Origin of the sequence: Azospirillum lipoferum (assembly GCF_024170005.1) — a bacterium.
Classification (GTDB): Bacteria; Pseudomonadota; Alphaproteobacteria; order Azospirillales; family Azospirillaceae; genus Azospirillum; species Azospirillum lipoferum.
On the sequence record NZ_JALJXJ010000010.1, the window covers coordinates 300,409 to 320,528 of the forward strand.

Sequence of the window (20,120 nt, forward strand, 5' to 3'; positions counted from 1 at the left end):
GCCGCCGCCCACCTCGCAGGCATGGCGCTTCGGCCGGTCAGAATGCTGGCATGTGACCGAAAAAAGGGCAACGCTTCTTGGCGATTTGGTCAGGATCGTGGCGTGTCACCCTCCGGCCTCTGGCCGTGCTTGCGGGCATCGCCGCGGCAGCGGTCGGAGCAGTATTTCACCTCGTCCCACACCCGCTCCCATTTCTTGCGCCACGTGAAAGGGCGGTTGCAGACCGGGCAGGTCTTGGTCGGCAGGTCGGCCTTCCTGACGCCTCTCACGCCGGGCCGCCTCCCAGGATCGCCGCCGGCCGGCGCAGCACGGGATCGAAGGGATTCAGCTGTCGGCTGATGGCCGCGGATTCGCGCTTCAGGATATCGACCACCACCGGCAGCCGTTCCTCGTTCAGACGCTCGCTGATCGTGCCGACGCTCAGCGCCGCCACAGCATGGCCGTCGCGGTCCAGCACCGGCACCGCGACGCCGGACATGCCCGGCAGCAGGCCGGTGGAGCGGCTGGCATAGCCGAGATCGCGCACCCGCGCGATCTCCGTGCGCAGATAGACCTCGTCGATGATGCCGACGCCCTGCATGCGCGGCAGGTTGAAGCGGATCACCTCCTCCCGCTCCTCCGCATGCAGGAAGGCCATGATGGCGAGGCTGCCCTGGCCGACGCCCAGCGTCACCCGGCCGCCGATGTCGCCGGTGAAGGAGCGGATGGGGAAGGGACCCTCGCTGCGGTCCAGGCACACCGCGTCGAAACCGCTGCGCACCAGCAGGAAGATGGTGTCGCGCAGGGTCGCCGACAGGCGCAGCAGGATCGGCCGGCAGATGTCGCGCAGGTTGTTGGGGTTGCCGGCCTGGGCGGCCAGTCCGAAAAGGTCGATGCCCAGCCGGTAGCGCTTGGTCGCCTTGTCTGCCTCAGCCATCCCTTCCTCCACCAGGATTTTCAGCAGGCGGTGGACGGTCGGCGGGGTGAGGTCGAGCGCGCGGGCGATGTCTGTCAGCCTTGCGCCGGTTTCATTGGACGTTGCCAGCAGACGCAGGATCGCCAGCCCGCGCTGGAGGCTGGACTTGCCGCCCGCCTCGCCGCCCGCTTCATCCCCACCAGCGCCTTCATTGGCGCCCTTATTGGCCGTGCTGCGGAGGTCGGCACTCATATTCGGTTCCGTTCTGAAAATCGGTGATGTTGGCTGCCCCATCTATTCCGCATATCGGAAGCTTTTGCAAAATCTTTTCTTCCTATGGAAAAAGCGGATTGACGCGAACGGTCGGGGGACGGAACCATCGGGTTAACAGGTGGGGCCCGGAGACCGAGGCCAAGTGTCGCAAGAGGGAGAATTCCCCCGTGTCGTTCCTCGAATTGAAAAACATCACCAAGCGTTACGGCCCGCTGACCGCGGTCGGCGACGTCTCGCTGTCGGTGGAAAAGGGCGAGTTCGTCTCTCTGCTCGGCCCCTCGGGCTGCGGCAAGACCACGACTTTGCAGATGATCGCCGGTTTCGTCGAACCGTCGGCCGGCACCATCCGGCTGGACGGACGCGACATCACGCGGGCCAAGGCGAACAGCCGCGGGCTGGGCATCGTGTTCCAGAGCTACGCTCTGTTCCCGCACATGACCGTCTTCGACAATGTCAGCTTCGGCCTGGAGATGCAGCGCGTGCCCAAGGGCGAGCGCAAGCCGCGGGTGGAGGAGGCGCTGTCGCTGGTCCACCTCTCCCCCTACGCCAAGCGCTACCCGCGCGAACTGTCGGGCGGCCAGCGGCAGCGCGTGGCATTGGCCCGCGCCCTGGTCATCCGTCCGCCGGTCCTGCTGCTGGACGAACCGCTGTCGAACCTGGACGCCAAGCTGCGCGAGGCGATGCAGTTCGAGCTGCGCGAAATTCAGCGCAAGGTCGGCACCACCACCGTGATGGTCACCCACGATCAGGCGGAAGCCTTCTCGATCAGCGACCGCGTCGTGGTGATGGAGGCCGGGCGCATCACCCAGATCGACCAGCCCTACCGCATCTACGAGCATCCGGAGACGGAGTTCATCTCCCGCTTCGTCGGCAAGACCAACCTGCTGCCGGGCAAGGTCGCGACCGCGACCGGCGCCGGCGCCACGGTGTCGCTGGCCGGCATCGCCGTGCCGGTGGAAAACGCCGGTCTGTCGGTGGGCGAGACGGTGACCCTGTGCATCCGGCCGGAGAAGCTGCACCTGACCGCCCCGTCGAACGGGCTGCTGACCGGCCGCGTCGCCGACCGCTTCTTCCTGGGCAGCCAGTGGCTCTATCACATCGACGGGCCGCTCGGCACGATCATGGTGGTGACGCCGAACGACGGCTCGACCCCGGCGGAGCAGGGTGCCCCGGTCGGGTTGGAGTGGTCGCCGTCGGTGGTGCGCGTCCATCGAGGCGCCATGGCGGAAGCCCCGGATGTTGCCCTTGAGGTGACGGGATGAGCGCGTCCCTGCCCGATACCGCTCCGGCATCACCGGGTGAGGATACGCCGCAACGCCGGTTCCCCACCGCTCCGCTGTTCCTGTCGGCACCGGCTGCGCTGCTGTTCGCGGCCCTGGTGCTGACCCCGCTGTTCCTGACGGCGCTTCTGTCCTTCAACCAGTTCGAGTATGCGACCGGGCGCACCGGCGGCTTCACGCTGGAGCATTATCTGGCGGTGGTGACCGACGAGTATTACCTGGAAATCTTCCTGCGCACCTTCCGCATCTCGGCGCTGGCGACCGCCATCTGCGTGGTGATCGGGGTGCCGGAGGCCTACATCCTCAGCCGGATGACCAACCCCTGGCGGTCGATCTTCCTGCTGGTGATCCTGGCGCCGCTGCTGGTCTCCGTCGTCGTCCGCGCCTTCGGTTGGAGCATGCTGCTGGGGCCGGAAGGGCCGGTGAACGGGGCGCTGATCGCGCTCGGCATCGGCCGGATGAAGCTGCTCTACAGCGAAGGCACGGTGGTGGTGGCACTGGTCCACGTCATGCTGCCCTTCATGGTCATCCCGGTCTGGACCTCCTTGCAGAAGCTGGATCCGGCGGTGGAGCAGGCGGCGCTGTCCTTCGGTGCCTCGCGCGCCACGGCCATCGTCCGGGTGGTGGCACCACAGATCCTGCCCGGCATCCTGTCGGGAAGCCTGATCGTCTTCGGCCTCAGCGCCAGCGCCTTCGCCATTCCAGGATTGCTCGGCGGGCGGCGGCTGAAGATGGTCGCGACCGTCGTCTACGACCAGTATCTCAGTGACCTCAACTGGCCGATGGGGGCTGCGGTCGCGGTGATCCTGCTGGCCGCCAACCTGATCATCATGCTGACCTACCACCGCATGGTGGAAGGCCACTACCGCCGCCGGCTGGGGTGAAGACGCCATGACCCGCAACGGACCCGTCGCCCTGATCTTCCACACCCTCGTCGTCATCTTCATGCTGGCGCCGCTGGCGATCGTCTGCCTCGTCGCCTTTACGCCGGAAAACACGCTGTCGCTGCCGACGAAGGGCTTCTCCCTGCGCTGGTTCCAGGCGGTGTTCCACCACCCGGACTTCGTCCAGTCCTTCTGGAACAGCCTGTGGCTGGCGGTGCTGTCGGCGACGCTGGCGGTGGCGCTTGCGGTGCCGGCCTCCCTCGCCATCACGCGCTGGGAGTTTCCCGGCCGCGGCTTCCTCAACGCGCTGTTCCTGTCGCCGCTGATCATCCCGCATCTGGTGCTGGGCGTCGCCATGCTGCGGCTGTTCGCGGTGGTCGGCGCCACGGGCAGCTTCGGCTGGCTGGTGGCAGCGCATATGGTGATCGTCACCCCCTATGTGATGCGCCTGCTGATCGCCGCCATCTCCGGCTTCGACCGCAGCGTGGAGCAGGCGGCCTTCTCGCTCGGCGCCAGCGAGGCCACCGTGTTCCGCCGCGTCACCCTGCCGATGATCCTGCCCGGCGTCACCGGCGGCTGGCTGATCGCCTTCATCAACAGCTTCGACGAGCTGACCATGTCCATCTTCATCACCTCGCCGTCCACGGTAACGCTGCCGGTGCGGATGTACATGTACGCCACCGAATCCATCGACCCGATGATGGCGGCGGTGTCGGCTCTCATCATCGGCATCACCGCGGTCGCCGTGCTTCTGCTCGACCGTGTCTATGGGTTGGACCGCATCCTGGTCGGCCAGCACTGAGCATACGCTCCGGCCGTCCTCTCTTCGGAGACCAGTCATCATGGCTTTGTTGCAGCGTGTGGCCGAACAGGGCCGGCGCGTGGTCCGCTTCACCCTCGACGGGCGCCCGGTTGAGGCGCTGGAGGGCGATACCGTCATGACCGCCATGCTCACCAACGGGGAGCGGCTGCGCCGAACGGAGTTCGCCGACACCCCGCGCGCCGGCTTCTGCATGATGGGAGCCTGCCAGGATTGCTGGGTGCGGACGGAGGAGGGCGAGCGCCTGCGCGCCTGCGGCACCTTCATCGCCGACGGCATGCGTCTTGTGAGCGGCGGGGAGTGGACGTCGTGAGCGAACTCCTGCCCCCCGTCATCGTCGGTGCCGGCCCGGCCGGCATCCGTGCCGCCGAACGGCTGGTCGCCGCCGGCCTGCGCCCGGTGGTGGTGGACGAGGCGGCGCGCTGGGGCGGCCAGATCTACCGCCAGCCACCGGATGGCGGCTTCACCCGGCCGAAGACGGCACTGTATGGGTTCGAAGCCGGCAAGGCCGACGCGGTCCACCGCGCCATGGCGGCGATTCGTGACCGGGTGGACTACCGGCCGCGCACGCTGGTGTGGAACTGCGAAGCCGGGGCGCTCGACCTTCTGAGCGATGGGACGAGCGAGATACTGCCCTTCAGCCATCTGATCCTGGCGACCGGCGCCACCGACCGTGTGCTGCCCTTCCCTGGCTGGACGCTGCCCGGCGTCTTCACGCTCGGCGGCTCGCAGGTGGCGCTGAAGTTCCAGGGCTGTGCCGTCGGCCGGCGGGTGGCCTTTCTCGGCACCGGGCCGCTGCTCTATCTGGTGGCCTACCAGTATCTGAAGGCCGGGGTCGAGGTGGCGGGGGTGTTCGACACCACGCCCTTCGCCGCCCAGGCCCGCGCCACCACCGGCATGTTGCGCGACCCGGCGACTCTGGCGAAGGGGCTGCTGTTCGTCGGTTGGCTGCGCGCCCATGGCGTGCCGATCCACAACGGCGTACGCCCGGTGCGTGCCGAGGGAGCGGAGCGGGTCGAGGCGCTGGTCTGGCGCGATGCCCGCGGGCAGGAACGGCGCACGGGCTGCGACGCGGTTGCCTTCGGTCTGGGCTTGCGGTCGGAAACGCAGCTGGCGGATCTTGCTGGTTGCCGCTTCCGCTTCGACGAGGCCGATCGTGCCTGGCTGCCGGAGCGGGACGGGGCAGGGTGCAGCTCGGTTCCCGGCGTCTATCTGGCCGGCGACGGCAGCGGCATCGCCGGAGCCGATGCGGCGGAACTGGCGGGGGAGCGCGCGGCGCTGGCCCTGCTGGAGGATCTCGGTCGGCCGGTCGAGGCCGCGCGGGTGAAGGAACTGGACGGCCGGCTCGCCCGCATCGCCGCCTTCCGCCGCAGCCTGTCGGCAGCTTTCCCCTTCCCGGTGGACTGGGCCGCCGCGATTGCCGATGACACGATGATCTGCCGCTGCGAGGGTATCACCGCCGGCGCGGTGCGTGAGGTCGCCCGTAGCGGACAGGCCCGCGAGATGAACCGCGCCAAGGCATTGACCCGCGTCGGCATGGGCCGCTGCCAGGGCCGCATGTGCGGCGCCACCATGGCGGAGCTGCTGTCGCGGACGCTTGGCACCGGCCCGGACGGGGTGGGGCGCCTGAGGGCGCAGCCGCCGATCAAACCCCTCCCCATCGCGACAATTGTTCCTTCTCCCCGGGGGGGAGAGGGCACCGATGGACGGGAGGTCGCATGATGCGGGAACGGATCGACTGCGACGTCGCCATCGTCGGCGGCGGGATCGTCGGTGGGTCGGCGGCGCTGTTCCTGCGGCAGGCCCGCCTGTCGGTGACACTGCTGGAGCGCGACTGGTGCGGCGCCAAGGCCAGCGGAGTCAATTTCGGCGGCGTGCGCCGGCAGGGCCGCCCGCTGGAGCAGCTGCCGCTGTCCCAGCGCGCCCACGCCATCTGGGGCCGTCTGCCGGACCTGCTGGGCACCGATGCCGAATACATCCGCTCCGGCCATCTGAAGCTGGCGCGCAGCGAGCCGGACCTTGCCTCCCTGATCGACTATCGCGAGCGCAGCCAGGGTTTCGGCCTCGGGCTGGAGATCGTCACGGGCGAGGCGTTCCGCCGCCGCTGGCCGGCGCTGGGCGACCGGGCGATCGGCGGCTCGCTCTGCCCGGAGGACGGCCACGCCAACCCGCGCCTCGTTTCCCCCGCCTTCGCCCGTGCTGCGGCCAAGCTGGGCGCCGTGGTGCGCGAACAGACGCCGGTCGACCGGGTGGAGAAGGACGGTGACCGTTTCGTCCTGCTGAGCGGCGATGCGCTGGAGGTCCGCGCCCGCTTCCTGCTGAACACTGCCGGTGCCTGGTCCTGGCGGGTGGCGGAAGCCTTCGGCGAGCCGGTGCCGCTGGAATCGCTCCATCCCAACATGGCGGTGACGGAGCCGCTGCCCCGCTTCCTCGACGTCAATATCGGGGTCGAGGGCGGCGGCGTCTATGGCCGGCAGGTGCCGCGCGGCAACATGGTGGTCGGCGGCGGGCGCGGCTTCGCGCTGGATGCCGATCGTGCCCGGCCGCAACGCGACGCCGTGCTGACTCTGATGCGCGACGCGGCGGAGCTGTTCCCGCAGCTGCGCCACGCCCACGTCATCCGCTGCTGGACCGGGGTGGAGGGCTACACGCCCGACCGCAACCCGATCATCGGCCCCAGCCGCACCACGCCCGGCCTGTTCCACGCCTTCGGCTTCTCCGGCGCCGGATTCCAGATCGGCCCCGGCGTCGGCCAGACGCTGGCCGAACTGGTCACCGGCGGCGAGACGCCGATGCCGCTGGAGGCTTTCAGCATCGACCGCTTCCCGCCCACCGCCTAAGACTTCATTCCAGATCTCACCCCTTGGCCCATTGGAGGACGTGCATGCCCACCTTGCGTTCCCTGTCGCTCACCGGTCTCGCCACGGTTGCCATCGCGGCCGCCGCCGCCCTCTCCACCCCGGCTGCCGCCCAGACCAAGACGGTCTATATCGGCATGAATGGCGGCACGATGGAGAAGACCTACACCGAGAACGTCTTCCCCGCCTTCGAGAAGGCGACCGGCATCAAGGTGGTGGTTGTCCCCGGCACCTCGTCCGACATCCTGGCCAAGCTCCAGGCCCAGAAGGACAATCCGCAGATGCACGTCGTCTTCCTCGACGACGGTCTGATGTACCGCGCCATCGGCATGGGCCTGTGCCAGAAGATGGACAGCTCGCCGGTGCTGAACGACGTCTATCAGTCGGCGCGCCTGAAGGGCGACATGGCGGTCGGCGTCAACATGGGCATGACCGGGTTGGCCTATAACAAGGCGATGTTCGACGAGAAGGGTTGGGCGCCGCCGACCAGCTGGATGGATCTGGCCGATCCCAAATACAAGGGCAAGATCGTCGTCCAGTCCGCCGCCAGCAGCTCCTTCGGCCTGCATGCCTTCCTGATGTACAACCGCATCAAGGGCGGTACCGAGGCCAACGTCGATCCGGGCTTCACCACCTGGCGCAAGACCATCGGCCCGAACGTGCTGGAATACATCCCCAGCTCGGCCAAGATCGCCGAGATGGTGCAGACCAACGAGGCGGCCATCTTCCCGCTGACCCCGACCGCCGTCGGCAGCCTGAAGGCCAAGGGCATCCCGGTGGAATATGCCCAGCCCAAGGAAGGCTCGGTCGTGCTGATGGTGGGCGAATGCGTCGTTGCCAAGAACCCGGACAACGAGGCCGCCCAGAAGCTCGCCGCCTACCTGCTCGGGCCGGAGGCGCAGCTCGCCGCCCTGAAATACGGTGCGCAGATTCCGTCCAACACCAAGGTCACCGCGCCGGCCGAGGTCGCCGACGACATGAACAAGTTCCAGGGCTACATGAAGAACGCCGTCACGGTGGACTGGGACGTCATCAACGAGAAGCGCCCGGACTGGAACCAGCGCTGGAACAAGGAAATCGAACGGTAATCAGGGCATCGAAAAGGGGGCGGAAACGCCCCCTTTTCTTTATCGCCGAAACGCTGCGACGGATGCTTACTCCGCCGCCACCGCGGCGCGGCGCTGGGCGTCGCGGGACTGGCGCCCGGTCTTCAGCTTCTCCGACAGCAGGAAGGCCAGCTCCAGCGACTGGCTGGCGTTCAGGCGCGGATCGCAGGCGGTGTGGTAGCGCAGAGCCAGATTGTGATCGGTGATCGCCTGGGCACCACCCGTGCACTCCGTCACGTCCTGGCCGGTCAGCTCGAAATGCACGCCGCCGGCATGGGTGCCTTCGGCCTGATGTACTTCGAAGAAGCCTCTAGCCTCGGCCAGCACCCGCTCGACGGGGCGGGTCTTGTAGCCGGTGGTCGACTTGATCGTGTTGCCGTGCATCGGGTCGCAGGACCACACCACGGTGCGGCCTTCGCGCTGGACCTTGCGCAGCAGCGGCGGGAACTTCTCCGCCACCTTGTCGGAGCCCATGCGCACGATCAGCGTCAGGCGCCCGGCCTCGTTGGTCGGGTTCAGGATGTCGATCAGGCGGATCAGCTCGTCCGGATCGGTGGTCGGGCCGCATTTCAGGCCGATCGGGTTCTTCACCCCGCGCAGGAACTCGACATGGGCGCCGTCGGGCTGGCGGGTGCGGTCGCCGATCCACAGCATATGGGCCGACACGTCGTACCAGTCGCCGGTGGTGCTGTCGACGCGGGTCAGCGCCTGCTCGAACGGCAGCAGCAGCGCCTCATGGCTGGTGAAGAAGTCGGTCTCGCGGATCTGCGGCGTGGTTTCCGCGGTGATGCCGCAGGCGGCCATGAAGGCCAGCGTCTCGTCCAGACGGGTCGCCAGCTCCTGGAAATGCTCGCCGGCCGGCGACTTCTCGACGAAGCTCAGCGTCCACTGATGGACCTTGTGCAGGTCGGCATAGCCGCCCTGGGCGAAGGCGCGCAGCAGGTTCAGCGTCGCGGCGGCCTGGGTGTAGGCCTGCATCATGCGCTCCGGATCGGGAACGCGGGCGTCGCTGGTGAAATCGAAGCCGTTGATGATGTCGCCGCGGTAGGACGGCAGTTCGACCCCGTCGATCGCCTCCATGTCGGCCGAGCGTGGCTTGGCGAACTGGCCGGCCATGCGGCCGACCTTGATGACCGGGATCGAGGCGCCGAAGGTCAGCACCACGGCCATCTGCAGCAGGACGCGGAAGGTGTCGCGGATGTTGTTGGGATGGAACTCGGCGAAGCTTTCGGCGCAGTCGCCGCCCTGCAGCAGGAAGGCCTGGCCGGCGGCGGCCTCGGCCAGCTTGGCCTTCAGCCGGCGGGCCTCGCCGGCGAAGACGAGCGGCGGATAGGAGGACAGGCGCTGTTCGACCGCCTCGACCTTGGACTGATCGGGATAAGTCGGCAACTGCTTCGCCGGTTTCGTCCTCCAACTGGCGGGTGTCCAACGCTCGACCATGACGCGCCTGCTCTTCCTTGACGATTGCGGAACGGGGGCCGGGCGGGCGGCGAACGACCGGCGGCGAACCCCGTGGGGGGTACTCTATAGCGCGACTCGCGGTAACTTTTCCACAGTTTAGGCCGGCCTCCCGGCAATGCTGTGCCGCGGGCGCAGGTCGCCTGCCACCGGGGGTGATTTCGGATGAAAGAATCTTCTCGTCATCCCCGCTTTGCAAGGGCCGCTGGCGGCGGTTGCGTGCCACCGCTATACATCGGGGGAGACCGACCATGCGCCCTAAGAGGAGCCTCCCCGGTGAAAGCGACATCCTGGCGGGCGAAGCGCCTGTCTTCCTGGGGGCAGGCCCTTGCGGTCTACCGCGACCCGCGTGTGCTGGCGATCCTGTTCCTCGGCTTCTCCGAAGGGTTGCCGCTGGCGCTGACCGGCGCCACGCTGAATGTCTGGCTGACCGAACAGGGCGTCAGCCGGACCAACATCGGGCTGTTCGCGCTGGTCACCATGCCCTATGCTCTGAAATTCCTGTGGGCGCCGCTGATCGACAGGCTGCGGTTGCCGGTGATGACCCGGCTGTTCGGGCGGCGGCGCGGCTGGGCGCTGACGGCGCAGGCCGCACTGATGGCAGCCCTGCTGGGGTTGGGCAGCACCAGCCCGGGGCAGGACCTGTGGTGGACGGCGATGTGCGCGGTGCTGGTCGCCTTCTGTTCCGCCAGCCAGGACATCGTCGTCGACGCCTACCGTGTCGAGGTGCTGGAGGAGCATCAGCAGGCCGCCGGTGCCGCGGTGCTGGTGCTGGGCTATCGCTTCGGCCTGATGGCGGCGGGGGCGGGCGCCCTCTATGTCGCGGAATTCTATGGCTGGCGTACCGCTTACGAGGTGATGGCCGGGCTGGTTCTGGTCGGGATGGCGACCATCCTGCTGTGCCGCGAACCGAAGGAGCCGCCGCCCAGCGCTCGCGAAAAGCTGATCGCCGAATGGCTTAGCCACCGGCCGCACCTGTCGGGTCGCAGCGCGGTGATGTTCGCCTGGATTTACGGGGCGGTGGTGGCGCCCTTCCTCCAGTTCATGGAGCGGCGTGCCTGGATGGTGATTCTGGCTTTCATCGCCAGCTACAAGCTGGGGGAGGTTCTGGCCGGTCAGATGTCCTCGACCTTCTACATCAGCTTAGGCTTCACCAAGGCGGAGATCGCCACGGTCAGCAAGCTGTTCGGCCTGTGGGCGACCATCGCCGGGGGACTGATCGGCGGACTTCTGGTCGGCAAGGTCGGGGTGCTGCGCGGCCTGATGATCGGCGGCATCCTGCAGATGGTGTCGAATCTGGGCTATGTCGCGCTGGCCTGGACCGGCAACGACGTCTCCGTCCTGGCGGTGACGGTGACGATCGACAATGTCTGCGGCGGCATCGCCACCGCGGCCTTCGTCGCCTATCTGTCGGGCCTGTGCAACGTCTCCTACACTGCGACCCAGTATGCGCTGCTGTCGAGCTTCTACAAGCTGGGTGGCGACCTGTTCGGCGCGTCATCCGGCTGGCTGGCGGAGCGGATGGACTGGGTCAGCTTCTTCCTGCTGTCGATGGCCGGCGCCATCCCGGCGCTCTGCCTGCTGGTCTGGCTGATGGGCCTGCACCGGCGCGAGGAAGAGGCTGCCGTCCCCGCGCAGTGACGGGGACGGAGATGCCGGAGGGTCCGATCAGCCCTTGGTGGTCGTCTTGGTCTTGCCGGCACCCGGCCCGGCGCCCAGGTCGGCGCCGGTCAGGGGATCGGCGTCGGGCTTCGACATGGTGCGGGCGGCCACGGCGTTGACCGCCGCCAGTTCCGACGCAGCCAGCTTGACCGTCGGATTGCCGTCGCCGCCGTTGACCGGGGCGTCGCCCATCTTGACGTCGACGAATTCCCACTGGGCGCCCTGGTTCCAGGGACCGCGCATGTCGCCTTCGCCCTGGCTCATGTTGTAATACTTGTCGGTGTATTCGGGCTTGCCCGGCAGCTTGCCCGGCGGGAAGTTGTTGTCGATGGCGTAGAGCGCCTTCTCGAAGCTCTTCTGGTGGGCGATCTCGCGGGTCATCAGGAAGCCCAGCGCATCCTTCACGCCCGGATCGTCGGTGACGTTGATCAGGCGTTCGTAAATGATCTTGGCACGCGCCTCCGCCGCGACGTTGGAACGCAGGTCGGCCGTCGGTTCGCCGATGCTGTCGATATAGCCGCCGGTCCACAACTGCCCGGCGGAGTTCACCAGGGCCGGTCCGCCGCCATAGAGCAGCGACAGGGTGTGGCTGCCGTTGCCCTGGGTGATGTTGGCATAGAGGTCGGCGGTGGCCTCCGCCCCCTCGGCCAGCTTGCCCTTGGCGCCCTTGGTCAGCATGGCGACGATGGAGCCGATCACCTCAAGGTGGCTCAGTTCCTCGGTCGCGATGTCGATCAGCATGTCCTTGCGGCCCGGATCCTCGTCAGCCAGACCCTGGGTGAAATAGCGCATGGCTGCAGCCAGTTCGCCCTGTGGACCGCCGAACTGCTCAAGCATCAGGCTGGCGAGCACCGGATTCGGCTCAGACACGCGAACCGTGTACATGAGCTTTTTGTTGTGCATGAACATGCGAGGGATTCCTCCTGCGTCAGATGGCCCGCTTTGCAGGGGCCGCGGATCGCAGCGATCGGGACCGGGCCGGATCGCTCCATCCCCTCAACCGCGTATCCTTAGAAGCGTTCCAGGAGAAATGCCTGCTTCGGAGTGTTATGACGGACGGATCCTGACGGAGGCTGCAATGACTGCCTTCCGTGCAGATCCTGTCTGGCAGCGGGCAATGGCAGCGGGGGTTCCGCGGGCGTGTGACGCCCCGCTGCCGTCGGCGCCTGAGACTTATTACTGTGCCTGGGCGCGGCAGGCTTCCAGGGCGGAAATCGCCTTGCGGGTGTCGTCGAGATAGTAGGTGTAGGCGTAATCGTCGCTCTTTCCGTCGATTTCCATGTAGAGTTCACGGCCGTTCATCAGGGCGTCGATCGCTTTGGATGTCGCCGGAATGCCGACGACGGCCATCGTCTTGTCGATGGCGGCGCCCGGGACCTTGTCGCTCCACTTCTTATCCACCGACAGGGAGATGGTGAGATCTTCCTTTTCCTTCAGCTTCCAGGCGGAATCGCCGAAGATCAGCACCATCGCCTGACCCTTGTTCGTGTAGGCGAGGGCGATGGTGGCGGTGTCCTTCGTTTCGGTCTTCCATTCCTGGCTGATGGCGCAGTCCTTGTCGATCTTGACGTCCCACACGCCGATCTTGGTCTGGGCATGAGCCGCGCCGATCGAGGCGAACGCCGCAACGCAGGCAGCCGCTGCAAAAATTCCACGCATATTTAGGGCCATTCCATGGGAAAATTGTTCGTATCACCATGGTAGGTACCGCAATCGGGTAAGGTCCAGGGATTTCCGGTCCTTATACTGGAATGTAACAGGGTCATGAGTGGAGCTTTCCGCTCATGACCCTGGTACGGATGGCCCGTCACGGCCTTCCACTATAGGCGATCGCTCAGATCTTCTTTTCCGGTTCAGCCTTCTCGCGCATCAACACGAACTCCTCCGCCGTGGAGGGGTGGAGGGCAATGGTGCGGTCGAAGTCGCGCTTGGTGGCCCCGCAGTTCAGCGCGATGGCCAACGCCTGCATCATCTCCGGCGCGTCCATGCCCATCATGTGGCAGCCCAGCACGCGCTGGCTCTCGCCGTCCACCACCAGCTTCATCAGCACCCGCTCGTCGCGGCCGGACAGGGTGTGCTTCATCGGGCGGAAGCCGGCCTTGTAGATGTCGACCTGCGGGTATTCGGCGCGGGCCTGCATCTCGGTCAGGCCGACGGTGCCTAGCGGTGGCAACGAGAACACCGCAGTCGGCACATTGTCGTAACCGATGCGCATCGGGTTGTCGTTGAACAGCGTCTCGGCCAGCGCCCGGCCCTCGGCAATCGCGATCGGGGTCAATGCCATGCGGTCGGTGACGTCGCCGATGGCATAGATGTTGTCGACCGACGTCCGCGACCATTCGTCGACCGGAACCGCACCGGCCTCGGTCAGCGTGATGCCGACCTCTTCCAGCCCCAGATTCTTCGTGTTCGGCCGGCGGCCGGTGGCAGCCATCACCAGACCGGCCGAATGCTCGCGGCCCATATGGTCGGTCAGGGTATAGCCGCCGGGGCCCTTCTCCAGCTTCGCCGGCTTGCAGCGCGAGATGATGTTGACGCCGCGCTTGCGCATCTCCTGCGCCAGGGCGACGCGGATGTCGTCGTCGAAGCCGTTCAGCAGGTCGTCGCCGCGGATCATCAGCGTCACTTCGGCACCCAGGCCGCGGAAGATACTGGCGAATTCCACGGCGATGTAGCCGCCGCCGATGATCAGGACGGAGTGGGGCAGTTTTTCCAGATGCAGCGCCTCGTTGGAGGTCACGGCATGCTCGATCCCCTCGACCGGCGGCAGCGACGGCCAGCCGCCGGTGGCGATCAGGATGTTGCGGGCGGTATAGCGCTTGCCGTCGACCTCCACCGTGTGGCGGTCGATGATCCGGCCGAATCCCTCATACAGGGTGACGCCGGAATTCTTCAGCATGTTGATGTAGATGCCGTTCAGCCGGTCGATCTCGCTGTCCTTGCGCGCGATCAGCGTCTCCCAGTCGAAGGAGGGCATGGGCGCGCTCCAGCCATAACCCGCGGAGTCCTCGAAGCCGTCGCGGAACTGGGCAGCGTAGACCAGAAGCTTCTTCGGCACGCAGCCGCGGATCACGCAGGTGCCGCCGACGCGGCTGCCCTCGCAGATCGCCACCTTGGCGCCATAGGACGCCGCGCGCCGGCTGGCGGCGACACCGCCGGACCCCGCCCCGATGGTGAAGAGGTCGAAATCATACTCGGCCACGGCCGTCTCCTTCCGCAACTGGACCTTGATTCCACGAATGATCACGGGCCCGCTGGATGTAGTCCGGCAGGATATGGGGTGGCAAGGCTCGTTGGGAAGCGCGCCGTCAGCGCAGCAGCATGTCCTGGATCAGCACTTGTCGAAGCTTCAGCGGCCGCATGGTCTTGTTGGCGACGTAGCGCAGCGCGTCCTTCACATAGACCTGCCCGTCGGCGCCGCGCAATTCGGCCGGATCGACCTCCAGCAGGCGCCGGCTCATGGCGTCGGCGATGCGCGGCAGGTGCGGCGTGACCGTTTCCATCGGCGTGGACGGGTCGAACTCCAGAACGGCGCGCAGCCGCAGTTCCTGCAAGCGGCGGCCATCGTTCAGCGTGACGGTCAGGGTGGGCAGGGTGGCATAGACGGCCGGAGCGGCCTCGATCCGGGCGGGAGGATGGGCACCCTGGGCGGGGGCCGGACGAAGCAACAGCGCACCACCGGCCCCGGCACCGGCGAAGGCCAGCATCAGCCCCAGCAGAGCCAGGATCATGCGGTTCCCGGTTCCCTCGAAGGAAGGCAGGGTTTCCCGTACGGGTTCGGCGAACCGGGATTCGGCAAACTGGGATTGAGCGGACATCGCTGCCTTGGTCATTCCGCCCTTCTTGGTTGCTGCCGATGAACCGGTGCGCAAACTCTAAAAGCGCGGAAGGGGTAGGTCAAATAAAGGTATTTTATCTGGTTTTGTTTTGATTGTTCGCGGATGGCCAGCATTCGATTTTGGGACTGTGAAGTATTTTTCACCAGCATTTGATCTATGCTCCGGCTGCCACCGTCCCGTTCCCCGCCGAAAAATGCAACGCAGCCATCCGCTACGGGTGGGCCGGGCGGGAAGCCTCTTCCCCCGCCTGCCCGGGGCGTATAATGCTGGAATTCCAACACAACCGGCTGGCGGCTCCGTTCGTCGGCCCGGCATCGACAACGAAGCACTGCAGGGTCATGCGCGGACACAGGCGCAGACAGGGGCGGAAGGCGAGGGTGACGGGTATGAGCGACAGCGACAACCGGCCGGCCGGCAGCCGGGCAGCGGGCATCCGAACGGCTGGAAACGGACCGACGGCCCTCCACCCGTCCTCCGCCACCGTTCCCGACTGGACGGACACCTATTTCCGACGCACCAAGGAAGCGGTGGGCAAATTCGGCGACAAGACCGTCACCTACGCCATTTTCATGCGGCGCCCGGTGGTCTGTGCCCCGCGCCTGGCGGTGGAATGGCTGGAGGCGGTGGCGCGCGAGCGCAACACCAGTTTCCAGATCGAACTGAACTATCCCGAAGGCAAATGGGTCGGCGCCGGCGAGCCGATCATGTACATCACCGGCTCCTTCTACCATCTGGTCGATTGCGAGACGATCCTGCTGCAGAAGCTGGGTCCTGCCAGCGTCGCGGCCTACAACGCCTTCACCATGTGCGCCGACCTGCCGAAGGTTGCCTTCCTCGCCATGGACGCCCGCCATTGCGCCGGGACGGAAATGGCGGAGATGATGGCCTATGCCGCCTCCGTCGGGTCCGACCGGGCCAAGCGCAAGGTCGGCGCCAAGGGGTTTGTCGGCAATGCCACCGACGCCACCGCCCCCTATTTCGGGCAGGAGCGGGGCATGGGCACCATGCCGCACGCCCTGATCGGCTATGCCGGATCGACCGTGCGCGCGGCGGAGATGTTCCACGAGACCTTTTCCGACCTGCCGCTGACCGTCCTGGTCGATTACTTCGGCCGCGAGATCACCGACGGGCTGGAGGTCTGCCGCCGCTTCCCGCAGCTTGCCGCCCAGGGCAAGCTGTCGCTGCGGCTCGACACCCCCGGCGGCCGCTTTGTCGAGGGGCTGGATCCGCCCGGCTCCTATGCCGTGCTGGAACGCCATGCGCCGCACGCCATCCGCGGCTACCGCGACGAGACGCAACTGCGCTACCTGATCGGCACCGGCGTGTCGGCCGCGGCGATCCATTACGTGCGCGAACGGCTGGACGAGGCCGGCTTCCCGGCGGTGAAGATCGTCGCCAGCAGCGGCTTCGGTCCGGCCAAGTGCCGCCTGATGGCAGAAGCCAACGCCCCGGTGGACATCATCGGCACCGGCAGCTACCTGCCTGAGCGCTGGACCGAGACCTACGCGACTGCTGATATCATCGAGTATGATGGTGAACGCCGTGTGAAGGTCGGTCGCGAGTTCCTGTTCCGGCGATAGTCGCGAAGAATCCGCCCTCTCCCGTCCCGGGAGAGGGCGTTGCCCCTCACTCCAAACGCTTTGCGATCAGCGGCCCGCGTGCCGGCGCCGTGTCGATCACCATGACCGATGCGCGCAGGCGGCGCTCCGCCTCGTCGGCCTGCGCCTCGGTGCGGGCATGCAGGATCGCCAGTGGGTGTTCGCCCGGTCCGACCGCATCGCCCAGCCCGGCCACCTCGTCGAAGCCGACGGCGAAGTCGATGGCGTCGGTCGTCTTGGTGCGGCCGCCGCCCAGCGCCACCACCGCCATGCCGACCCCGCGGGTGTCGATGGCGCCGACGAAGCCGGGTTGCTCGGCGAAGACCGGGCGGACGATGGGCGCTCTCTCCAGATAACGGTCCGGCTGCTCCAGCAGGTCGGCCGGTCCGCCCAGCGCTTCCACCATGCGGGCGAAGCGCTCAGCCGCAGCACCGCTGGCGATGGAACGGTCGGCCATGGCGCGGCCCGCCGCGGCGTCCGGTGCCAGTCCGGCCAGCGCCAGCAGTTCCGCCGCCAGCGCCGCCGTCACCTCGTAGAGCCTCGGTTCCGATGGTTCGCCGCGCAGGATGGCGAGGCATTCGCGCATCTCCAGCGCGTTGCCGGCGCTGCGGCCCAGCACCTCGTTCATGTCGGTCAGCAGCGCCACCGCCGGCAGGCCGGCGCCCTTCGATACGGTGACGATGCTGTCGGCCAGCGCCTCGGCATCCTCGAACCGCTGCATGAAGGCGCCGCTGCCGAACTTCACGTCCATCACCAGCGCGTCCAGCCCGGCGGCCAGCTTCTTCGACAGGATCGAGGCGGTGATGAGGTCGAGCGACTCCACCGTCGCCGTCACGTCGCGGATGGCGTAGAGCCGCTTGTCGGCCGGGGCGATGTCGTCGGTGGCGCCGATCACGGCGCAGCCGACCTGCTTCACCACCCGGCGCAGCAGCTCGTTGTCGGGCTTGGCGCGATAGCCGGGGATGCTCTCGAACTTGTCGAGCGTGCCGCCGGTGTGGCCGAGGCCGCGCCCGGACACCATCGGCACGAAGCCGCCGCAGGCGGCCAGCATCGGCGCCAGGATCAGGCTGACCTTGTCGCCGACGCCGCCGGTGGAATGCTTGTCGATCACTGGACCGGGCAGATCCAGAGACCTCCACTCCATCACTGTTCCCGAATCGCGCATGGCGCGGGTCAGCGCCACCCGTTCGTCCAGGCTCATGCCACGGAAGAAGACGGCCATGGCGAAGGCCGAGGCCTGGGATTCCGACACGCGGCCGTCGGTAATGCCGCGGACGAAGTCCTGGATGGTGGCGGCGTCGAGTGGCTGGCCGTCGCGCTTGGCACGGACGATTTCCTGCGGAAGCATGCCTCAGTAGCCTCCCGCCGGAGCCGGTTCGCGTTCGCCTTCCCGTTCACCATGGCCAGCGGCCGACAGCAGCGAGTCGAGCAGGCTGGAGGCGCCGAAGCGGAAGGTGTTCGGCGTCGCCCAGCCATCGCCCAGGATGCCGTCGGCCAGCGCCAGATAACGCGCCGCCTCCGCCGCGTCGCGGATGCCGCCCGATGCCTTGAAGCCGACTGGTTTGCCCGATTCATAGATGCTGTCGAGCATCACCGCCGCCGCCGGCAGGGTTGCGGCCGGCTGGGTCTTGCCGGTGGAGGTCTTCAGGAAGTCGGCGCCGGCGGCGATGGCGTCGCGCGACGCCCAGGCCAGCAGGTCGGCATCGGGGAAGGCGCCGGATTCCAGGATCACTTTCATCAGCGCCTTGTCGCCGCAGGCCTCGCGGCAGGCCTTCAGCACATTAATCGGCTGGGTGCGGGCGCCGTCGATGAAAGCCTTGTAGGGCAGCACCACGTCGATCTCGTCCGCCCCGTCGGCGATGGCGCGCCGGGTCTCCGCCGCCACTGAGGAGGCGTCCGCCTCGCCGGTCGGGAAATTGACCACGGTGGCGATCTTCACCGGCGTGCCGTCCAGCGCCTTGCGCGCGGTGGGGACGAAGCGCGCCCAGACGCAGACCGCGGCGACCGGCCCGGCGGGGGTGACGGCGCGGGCACAGAGGTCCTGCACCACCCGGTCGCTGTCGTCGCCGTTCAGGCTGGTGAGGTCGAGCATGCCCACGGCCCGGCGCGCCAGATCGGCGTCGGACGGGGCGTTGGCGCTGGCGTCGAGCGCGCTTTGCAGGTCGGCAGACAGTTTCATGACCGGGACCCGTCCTTCTCATGCAGGCGTTCGAGGAAGCCGACCAGCAGACGCTCCAGGTCGGCGGCTGCCGCCGAGGCGGCGGTCAGGGTCTGGTGATGGTCGACCGGCCCGTCGCCGAGCCCGACGCCCAGGTTGGTGACGACGGCGCAGCCGACGACCCGCAGACCGCAATGGCGTGCGATGATGCATTCGGGAACGGTGGACATGCCGACCGCGTCGGCGCCCAGCAGCTTCATCATCCGCACCTCGGCCGGCGTCTCGAAGGACGGGCCGGGATAGGCGGCATAGACGCCCTCCGCCAGATCGATGGACAGTCCGGTCGCCACCTCCCTCAGCAGGCTGCGCAGCTCCGGATTCCAGGCGTCGGTCATGCTGGGGAAGCGCTCGCCGAAGGCCTCGTCGTTCGGGCCGGTCAGCGGGTTGCTGCCCAGCAGGTTCAGATGGTCGCTGATCGCCATCAGCCGGCCGGGTCCGACCTCCAGCCGGAGCGAGCCGACGGCGGCGGTCAGCACCAGCGTGTCGCAGCCGGCCAGCTTCAGCGCCCGCACCGCGGTCTTCAGCGCGTCGAAGCCGTTGCCCTCATAGGCATGGACGCGGCCCTGCATGCAGGCGACCTCGACGCCGCCGAGCTGTCCCACGACGAGCCGCCCGGCATGGCCGGACACGCTGGGGATCGGGAAACCGGCGATTTCGGTGTAGGGGATGGCGACCGCGTCGGCGATGCGGTCGGCGATGCCGCCCAGGCCGGAGCCCAGCACGATGCCGACCCGCGGCCGATGGCCGGGGGCATGGTGAAGGATGTCCGCGGCGGCGCGGGCTGCGGTCATGTCGGGAAACTCCGCTCAGAAGGCTAAATTGGTGGGGCCGAAGGATTCGGGCAACAGGGTTTCCAGTGCAAAGCTGCGCCGCAGTCCGGCCGGGTCGCAGATGTGGATCGGCGTCTCCGGCGTCGCGAATTCGCGGATGCGCTGGCGACAGCCGCCGCAGGGGGTGCAGATCTCCTCGGCCCCCACCTCGCCGCCCATCACGACGATGGCGCGGATGCGGCGGTCGCCGGCGGTGACCATGGCGCCGATGGCGCTCGATTCCGCGCATTGCCCCTGCGGATACGCCGCGTTCTCCACATTGCAGCCGGCGAAGATGCGGCCCGACTCACCGAGGATGGCGGCACCCACCTTGAATTTGGAATAGGGGGCGTGGGCATTCTCGCGCGCGGCGCGGGCGGCTTCGATCAGCTGGGGCAGCTCTGCGGTGTCGGCCATCGG

General features: G+C 67.6%; 20 protein-coding genes. 9 read left to right on the plus strand and 11 right to left on the minus strand.

The genetic code is table 11. The annotated features are described in order from the left end of the window. Positions 1-89: 89 nt before the first annotated feature. Together J2848_RS23035 and J2848_RS23040 are read right to left on the minus strand one after the other, a co-directional pair. On the minus strand, positions 90-269 hold the full coding sequence (locus J2848_RS23035; protein WP_149232507.1) for a DUF2256 domain-containing protein: 180 nt from the start codon (positions 267-269) through the stop codon (positions 90-92). Then, positions 266-1,147, minus strand: a complete 882-nt coding sequence (locus J2848_RS23040) for an IclR family transcriptional regulator (protein ID WP_246193973.1) — start codon at positions 1,145-1,147, stop codon at positions 266-268. The genes J2848_RS23035 and J2848_RS23040 overlap by 4 nt, the downstream gene beginning before the upstream one ends. A gap of 188 nt (positions 1,148-1,335) precedes the next feature. On the opposite strand from J2848_RS23040, the gene J2848_RS23045 reads away from it, so the two are divergent. The 7 genes from J2848_RS23045 to J2848_RS23075 are packed head-to-tail and all read left to right on the plus strand — an operon-like array spanning position 1,336 to position 8,098. Beyond that, positions 1,336-2,430 carry an ABC transporter ATP-binding protein gene (locus tag J2848_RS23045; protein WP_149232506.1) on the plus strand — a complete coding sequence of 365 codons (1,095 nt, stop codon included), beginning with the start codon at positions 1,336-1,338 and terminating at the stop codon, positions 2,428-2,430. Further along, positions 2,427-3,332: an ABC transporter permease gene (locus J2848_RS23050; protein ID WP_149232505.1), complete on the plus strand. Its 906-nt coding sequence runs from the start codon at positions 2,427-2,429 to the stop codon at positions 3,330-3,332. Before J2848_RS23045 ends, J2848_RS23050 begins: the two co-directional genes overlap by 4 nt. A 7-nt stretch (positions 3,333-3,339) precedes the next feature. Further along, positions 3,340-4,134, plus strand: a complete 795-nt coding sequence (locus J2848_RS23055) for an ABC transporter permease (RefSeq protein ID WP_149232504.1) — start codon at positions 3,340-3,342, stop codon at positions 4,132-4,134. 40 nt (positions 4,135-4,174) lie between these two features. Further along, positions 4,175-4,465, plus strand: a complete 291-nt coding sequence (locus J2848_RS23060; RefSeq protein ID WP_149232503.1) for a (2Fe-2S)-binding protein — start codon at positions 4,175-4,177, stop codon at positions 4,463-4,465. Then, a complete protein-coding gene (locus tag J2848_RS23065; RefSeq protein ID WP_149232502.1) occupies positions 4,462-5,874 on the plus strand; it encodes an FAD/NAD(P)-dependent oxidoreductase in 1,413 nt (470 codons plus the stop codon). The genes J2848_RS23060 and J2848_RS23065 overlap by 4 nt, the downstream gene beginning before the upstream one ends. Then, the gene (locus J2848_RS23070; RefSeq protein WP_211103195.1) at positions 5,871-6,992 is read left to right on the plus strand and encodes an NAD(P)/FAD-dependent oxidoreductase; all 1,122 of its coding nucleotides are present in this window, start codon (positions 5,871-5,873) and stop codon (positions 6,990-6,992) included. The genes J2848_RS23065 and J2848_RS23070 overlap by 4 nt, the downstream gene beginning before the upstream one ends. A gap of 44 nt (positions 6,993-7,036) precedes the next feature. Next, entirely contained in the window at positions 7,037-8,098 is a 1,062-nt protein-coding gene (locus J2848_RS23075) for an ABC transporter substrate-binding protein (protein WP_149232501.1), read from the plus strand. A 66-nt stretch (positions 8,099-8,164) separates the two neighbouring features. Here the strand turns inward: J2848_RS23075 and J2848_RS23080 are convergent, their stop codons facing one another. Beyond that, positions 8,165-9,556 carry a class II 3-deoxy-7-phosphoheptulonate synthase gene (locus tag J2848_RS23080; protein ID WP_149232500.1) on the minus strand — a complete coding sequence of 464 codons (1,392 nt, stop codon included), beginning with the start codon at positions 9,554-9,556 and terminating at the stop codon, positions 8,165-8,167. A 294-nt stretch (positions 9,557-9,850) separates the two neighbouring features. Here J2848_RS23080 and J2848_RS23085 point away from each other — a divergent pair, with 294 nt between their 5' ends. Then, positions 9,851-11,215: an AmpG family muropeptide MFS transporter gene (locus tag J2848_RS23085; RefSeq protein ID WP_149232499.1), complete on the plus strand. Its 1,365-nt coding sequence runs from the start codon at positions 9,851-9,853 to the stop codon at positions 11,213-11,215. A gap of 27 nt (positions 11,216-11,242) precedes the next feature. Here J2848_RS23085 and J2848_RS23090 read toward each other — a convergent pair whose 3' ends face one another. From J2848_RS23090 to J2848_RS23105, 4 genes are all read right to left on the minus strand, one after another. Then, entirely contained in the window at positions 11,243-12,145 is a 903-nt protein-coding gene (locus tag J2848_RS23090) for a manganese catalase family protein (RefSeq protein ID WP_149232498.1), read from the minus strand. 267 nt (positions 12,146-12,412) lie between these two features. Further along, on the minus strand, positions 12,413-12,895 hold the full coding sequence (locus J2848_RS23095; RefSeq protein WP_149232497.1) for a hypothetical protein: 483 nt from the start codon (positions 12,893-12,895) through the stop codon (positions 12,413-12,415). Positions 12,896-13,070: 175 nt separating this feature from the next. Beyond that, on the minus strand, positions 13,071-14,438 hold the full coding sequence (gene gor / locus J2848_RS23100) for a glutathione-disulfide reductase (protein ID WP_149232496.1): 1,368 nt from the start codon (positions 14,436-14,438) through the stop codon (positions 13,071-13,073). 106 nt (positions 14,439-14,544) lie between these two features. After that, complete coding sequence (locus tag J2848_RS23105) at positions 14,545-15,069, minus strand: flagellar basal body-associated FliL family protein (protein ID WP_246193971.1); 525 nt, start codon at positions 15,067-15,069, stop codon at positions 14,545-14,547. A 392-nt stretch (positions 15,070-15,461) separates the two neighbouring features. On the opposite strand from J2848_RS23105, the gene J2848_RS23110 reads away from it, so the two are divergent. Continuing rightward, positions 15,462-16,655 carry a nicotinate phosphoribosyltransferase gene (locus J2848_RS23110; protein WP_149232495.1) on the plus strand — a complete coding sequence of 398 codons (1,194 nt, stop codon included), beginning with the start codon at positions 15,462-15,464 and terminating at the stop codon, positions 16,653-16,655. Positions 16,656-16,701: 46 nt separating this feature from the next. On the opposite strand, the gene deoA is transcribed toward J2848_RS23110, so the two are convergent. The 4 genes from deoA to cdd are packed head-to-tail and all read right to left on the minus strand — an operon-like array spanning position 16,702 to position 20,117. Then, positions 16,702-18,021, minus strand: a complete 1,320-nt coding sequence (gene deoA, locus J2848_RS23115) for a thymidine phosphorylase (RefSeq protein ID WP_149232494.1) — start codon at positions 18,019-18,021, stop codon at positions 16,702-16,704. 3 nt (positions 18,022-18,024) lie between these two features. After that, the gene (gene deoC, locus J2848_RS23120) at positions 18,025-18,852 is read right to left on the minus strand and encodes a deoxyribose-phosphate aldolase (RefSeq protein WP_149232493.1); all 828 of its coding nucleotides are present in this window, start codon (positions 18,850-18,852) and stop codon (positions 18,025-18,027) included. Further along, complete coding sequence (locus tag J2848_RS23125) at positions 18,849-19,682, minus strand: purine-nucleoside phosphorylase (RefSeq protein ID WP_149232492.1); 834 nt, start codon at positions 19,680-19,682, stop codon at positions 18,849-18,851. The genes deoC and J2848_RS23125 overlap by 4 nt, the downstream gene beginning before the upstream one ends. Before the next feature lie 15 nt (positions 19,683-19,697). Further along, positions 19,698-20,117 (minus strand): cytidine deaminase, encoded by a 420-nt coding sequence (gene cdd, locus J2848_RS23130; RefSeq protein ID WP_149232491.1) that lies wholly within the window; start codon positions 20,115-20,117, stop codon positions 19,698-19,700. Between the last annotated feature and the right edge of the window lie 3 nt (positions 20,118-20,120).